We start from the raw sequence: 5,228 nt of genomic DNA, 5'->3' as shown, positions 1-5,228 counted from the left end.
GGACTGGATCAAGATCGTTAAAAGCGGTCATGCCCGTAATAAGATTCGTTCTTTTTTACAGCGTCAGGAACAAAGTGACCGGCGGGAGGTCATCAAAAAAGGACAGGAGATGTTGCAGGAGGAATTCAAAAAGGAAAAGCTGGATGAGTCCTATCTGCAGCCAAAGCGTATAGAAGGCATCTTACATTCTTTATCGTTTAAAGCACTGGATGATCTTTATGTGGCGATTGCCAATAAACGGGTTTCTGTACAGGCGGTCGTGGATCGACTTGTCAAAAATCGTCAGTCGGCTCTAAGTGATGAAGAAATTGTTAAACAGTTTAATAAAGCGTTACCAAAAGAACAAAAAGCCACAAGCTGTGGTGTTATCGTTCCGGGTATCGATACAATTGCGGTTTCTCTGGCCAACTGTTGTTCACCGATTCCGGGTGATGCGATCGTAGGTTATATCTCAAAAGGGCAGGGTGTTAAAGTACATCGTGCTGATTGTCCAAACATTGCCAATGAGAAAAAACGTCTGATTCCGGTAAGCTGGGCAGAGCATATCGATGAAAAACGCTACGAGGTGAAACTGATCGTTTACAGTGATGATCGTAATTTCCTTTTAAGCGATATCGTGACAACACTACAACAATGCAACGCGTATTTACGCCATGTAGATTCCTGTGTTGATGAAAACAATCTAACAGCTACGACTAAGCTTGCGATCACGGTGCAGGATGCCGATCATTTAAAAGTGATCATGACCAATCTAAAAAAAGTTCGCAGTGTCACCGACGTCATACGAACGATTCAATAGCTATGAAACGATATGTTTTGTAGCTTTTTTCTTTTTATATTCGATCGAAATATAGATGCATCGTGATGCGATCTCACGAAGGATGTGTTTGGGCTTATGATCCGGATACCAGAGACCGCTGTATTCTTTAAAAAAACTTTTTCCGATGGCGCAGGCACGTCGAATATGCGTGCCGCTGGACAAAATCAAAACCGGGACATCACCGATCTTCTCTTTCGTGAACTGAAAATTTTCCCAAGTGTTTCTAGCTTTTGTCTCACATACAATCGGCATAGCAATGCGCTTTCGAATGTATTTTTCCATTTGAAGGCTTTCTACATATTGATTTTTGACAGCACCGCCGGAAATGATCAATGTATCAAAATAACCCTTTTTGTAAGCTTCCATTGCCAGCTCACATCGGCGAATCTGGTTGGTTGCATACGAACCGTCATTGTGACTGGGACATCCTAATAAAAGAGCATAGGGATATTTTTTCTTTCGTCTAGGTATGGCAGGAAAATAATGAAGATACACCAGCAGCAAGCATACTACAAATAAAATGAACAAAACCAAAAGCATTTTAACGATCATAGATGAGCACCGGCCTTTCCGGAATAGGATGTTTTAAAACACTGTTATACAATGCCCATGTCTTTTGATGGATCGCTTGAAGAAAAGGATCCATCTGATTAAAACGTGTAATGATATTGGATGCATCACATTGTTTCAAGCAGGCTTGTCCGATGGAATCAAATCCTAAAACCTTAAGTTTATAGAAAGATGTCTCCTTCATCTCTTCTTTCTTAATTTGTAAAAGAATCATCAAACACGTTCTTTGTATTCGGGCACGTGTATATGTTTTTGTGATGGCAGCCTCTAAAAAGGAAGACCAGTTGGATGCGCTTTGTGCCACAGCTTTTAAACGATTTTCAATGCCTTCGGTTACCAGATGTATCTTTCTTAGATCTTCGGCATCCATCATTTGTAAAAGAAGACGTAAAGAAGGATAATACGAATCCCAGGATTGTTCTTTTAAAAACAGGGAATCGTAGAATTCTTTTTTTCCGGAAAAGAAATCAGAACGGGTCTGCGTTGCGCTTTTATAGGCAGGATTTCTATGAATCGTTACCGGTTCAATGTGGTATAAATCACAATAACGGATATATTGCATTCCTAATATATCATTAGGCTGGATATCCAAATCCTGGTTTATGTTTAAACTTTTTGAAGGGTCAGCAGAAATTTCCTTTTGTCTCGTTAAAAGATGTCGCAAATAAGCAACATCGTTTGTTTCGGATCCGAAACAAAGTGTATCGATTGGAAGGCAGGATAGTGCCTGTAAATTGTATTTGGCAAAATAATTCGCACTCTGCGCTCCAAAACAAACCGGGCATTCTAAAACCAAATTTGCTCCATATTGCAAAGCAAGCTTAGTTTTATCATAAGGCGTTAGCAGGGATGGTAAACCACGTTGCGAAAAGCAGCCTGTAAGGATAACAACTAAACAATCGCATTGAGTAATTTCCTTTGCTTTTTGAATGTGATAGATATGCCCCTGGTGAAATGGATTGTATTCGGCAATGATTCCTGTAATTTTCATGATAATATCTTACCATTTAAGTTGACTTTCGTCAGGTGTTTTATTATAATATCAAATGCGACATGAGGTGGAGATCGTGAAATTTCAAAAAATTGATTTTCAAAATGCGAAAAATGGAATCGTTCATATCGATGAGAGAATCTCTGTGGAAGAAAATGATTTTCTGCGTCATACTCAAGTCAAATCCATTCCAGAGGTACATATAACTGGTACTTTACAGTTTGACCAATCTTCTTTGGTCTTTTCCAATTTGGAACTGGATGGAGTGATGATCGTTCCAGATTCCATTACTCTGGAAGACCTAGAAGTGACATTTGACACAACGTCGCAAGTAACCTATTCATTCGAACCGGTCGATCCGGATGAAGACGAGATCATCGTTGTCAAAAAGGATACGATCGATATAAACCCGGAGATCTTACAGGCAGTGATTTATGAAGCGCCTATGCACATTACCAACTGTCCAAGAGATAAATATCCAAAGGGTGATGGATGGCAAGTCCTGTCGGATCAGGATCCTAAAGAGGAGAAAATCGATCCCAGATGGGCAAAGTTAAATGAATTCAAACTGGATGATGACTAGGAGGTGTAACCATGGCTGTTCAACAGAGAAGAGGATCAAAAACACGTAAGGCAAAACGTAGAACTCACTACAAATTGAGTAAACCGGCATTAACACGTTGTCCAAATTGTGGTGAATATAAACTTGCACATAAAATGTGTTCTTGTGGAGAATACAACGGTAAAAAAATTATCGAAGGTTAATCAATAAGCTGGCTTTGTCAGCTTCTATTTTGGGGTGTTAGCTCAGTTGGGAGAGCGCTACGCTGGCAGCGTAGAGGTCAGGGGTTCGAACCCCCTACGCTCCACCATGATTTTTAAACACATTTATTAGTTAAATTGTCTATATTTCATGTACATTTAGTGCAAATTAGATGTTTGTCTGTATTTCGCAGACGAACATCTTTTTTCTTTATTCTACGCTCCACCATATGCAGATAAGTCCTGTATGTAAAAGGGCTTTTTCTTTTTATTTATTTAATATACTAGTTGAAGTGAACCCGGAAAGTTGAATAACCAATTGAAGGAATCGCTTCTTTGTTTACTGTTTTTTAGAATTGGTGTATAAAAATTGATTTTAATCTCTATAATATATATAGAATATATGAAAAAAGAGGGACTGTTATGTATGATGTAATCATTATTGGAGCGGGTATTGTTGGATGTGCTATTGCTCGTAACTTATCGCAATATAATGTAAAAGTAGCTGTATTAGAAGCAAGCAATGATATCGCAATGGGTGCCACAAAGGCAAACTCTGCCATTGTCCATGGAGGCTATGCAGAAAGTCATGATAAAATTAAAGGACGATTATGTTTTAAAGGACGTCAGCAATTTCGGAAATTGAATGAAGAGTTGAATTTTGGATTTTCTATGACAGGATCGCTGGTTCTGGCTTTTTCGGATTCAGATTTGCCTAAATTGGAAGCGCTAAAAACCAATGGAATTAAAAATGGTCTTACCGATTTGGAAATTTGGAATCATGAACAAATTTTAGTAAAGGAACCAAATATCAATCGTGAGGTTCGTTATGCTTTATATTGTGATGGAGCCGGTATAACATCTCCTTATGAAATGGCCATTGCTTTAATGGAGAACGCGATTCATAACGGAGTCAAGCTGTATTTAAATACACCTTGTACAAACATTCAAAAGGAAAGGAATATTTTCCATGTGAAAAGTGCAAATCATGTCTTTAATAGTTCTGTTGTCATCAATGCCAGTGGATTGTCGAGTCAATTAATTTCAAATATGGTTGGAATTGATAATTTCACAATTACACCACGCAGTGGACAATATCTATTGTTTGCCAGAGGAACCGGGAAGCTGGTTCATCATGTATTATTTCAAATGCCTAGTAAAATGGGAAAGGGAATTTTAGTTACTCCGACTTATCATGGGAATTTACTATTAGGCCCCGATGCCATTGATGAGAGTGGAATCAATAAGGCAACTGATGTAAACCGTTTGATTCATATTTATCAGCAAGCCAAACAAACCACACCGCATATCGATCCCACTCAGTTCATTCGATCTTTTGCCGGTGTTCGGGCCGTATCAAGTACGGATGACTTTATCTTGGGCGAAAGTACGGTTTCCGGATTTATTCAATGCGCAGGAATTCAATCGCCGGGGTTAACAAGTTCTCCTGCGATTGCCGACTATATTGTTGGGCTTATTGATGAAAAGTATATAAAATTAAATCGAAAGACAAACTTTGATCCCTATAGAAAACCGATTATTGAAAAAAAGGAACTTCGATCTATGAAGGAAATTGCACCTTTAGTGGCTTTAGATCGTGGAGATAATCGTATAGTTTGTCGTTGTGAACAAGTAGATGAGAAAACAATTCGTGATGCGATGACCCGTGAAATTCCGGTTACAACAATCGATGGAATAAAACGAAGGACACGAGCTGGCATGGGTTTTTGTCAAGGAACATTTTGCAGGCCCAGAGTAAAAGCGTTAATGGAAGAAATTTTAGGACACGAAATAAATGATGAGTTCGATGTAGAACATAGTGGTATCAATCGAGTGGGTAAAAGTGAATTCTTAGATTTTTTATCCAAGGAGACAAAATAATCAGTCAGATGCTTAGAATCATTTGTTTATTTGTATAAATTGTAACCATTCCATGATAAATTTTTTTCGCTATACCCACAGTTTGGTGATTTAGCCATAATTCAGCATTAAAAAGAAACCTCAAATAAAGCATCTGTTGCAATCTGCCGGATAAAAAAGTAATGAATAGAGTACTTCAACTTCTTTAAGACATAGACAAGTATT

6 protein-coding genes and 1 tRNA gene are annotated in these 5,228 nt (G+C 38.3%); 5 read left to right on the top strand and 2 right to left on the bottom strand.

Translation table 11 applies throughout. The annotated features are described in order from the left end of the window. Positions 1–799: ACT domain-containing protein (locus U0M88_RS05255; RefSeq protein ID WP_331869135.1), on the top strand; the 799-nt coding region annotated here is incomplete at its 5' end. On the opposite strand, the gene U0M88_RS05250 is transcribed toward U0M88_RS05255, so the two are convergent. Further along, positions 800–1,372, bottom strand: a complete 573-nt coding sequence (locus U0M88_RS05250; protein WP_331869134.1) for a YdcF family protein — start codon at positions 1,370–1,372, stop codon at positions 800–802. Beyond that, positions 1,362–2,381 carry a nucleotidyltransferase family protein gene (locus U0M88_RS05245; RefSeq protein WP_331869133.1) on the bottom strand — a complete coding sequence of 340 codons (1,020 nt, stop codon included), beginning with the start codon at positions 2,379–2,381 and terminating at the stop codon, positions 1,362–1,364. The genes U0M88_RS05250 and U0M88_RS05245 overlap by 11 nt, the downstream gene beginning before the upstream one ends. 76 nt (positions 2,382–2,457) lie before the next feature. Here U0M88_RS05245 and U0M88_RS05240 point away from each other — a divergent pair, with 76 nt between their 5' ends. From U0M88_RS05240 to U0M88_RS05225, 4 genes are all read left to right on the top strand, one after another. Beyond that, positions 2,458–2,964 carry a YceD family protein gene (locus tag U0M88_RS05240; protein ID WP_181965691.1) on the top strand — a complete coding sequence of 169 codons (507 nt, stop codon included), beginning with the start codon at positions 2,458–2,460 and terminating at the stop codon, positions 2,962–2,964. Positions 2,965–2,975: 11 nt separating this feature from the next. Further along, positions 2,976–3,146: a 50S ribosomal protein L32 gene (gene rpmF, locus U0M88_RS05235; RefSeq protein WP_022789137.1), complete on the top strand. Its 171-nt coding sequence runs from the start codon at positions 2,976–2,978 to the stop codon at positions 3,144–3,146. 31 nt (positions 3,147–3,177) lie between these two features. After that, a tRNA-Ala gene (locus U0M88_RS05230) sits at positions 3,178–3,253 on the top strand. Between the two features lie 313 nt (positions 3,254–3,566). Beyond that, positions 3,567–5,024, top strand: coding sequence for an NAD(P)/FAD-dependent oxidoreductase (locus tag U0M88_RS05225; protein WP_272003528.1), 1,458 nt, complete (start codon positions 3,567–3,569; stop codon positions 5,022–5,024). Positions 5,025–5,228 lie beyond the last annotated feature (204 nt).

The organism is Faecalicoccus sp. (genome assembly GCF_036552745.1).
Lineage (GTDB): Bacteria > Bacillota_I > Bacilli_A > Erysipelotrichales > Erysipelotrichaceae > Faecalicoccus.
This window is presented reverse-complemented; position numbering and strand designations above follow the sequence as displayed.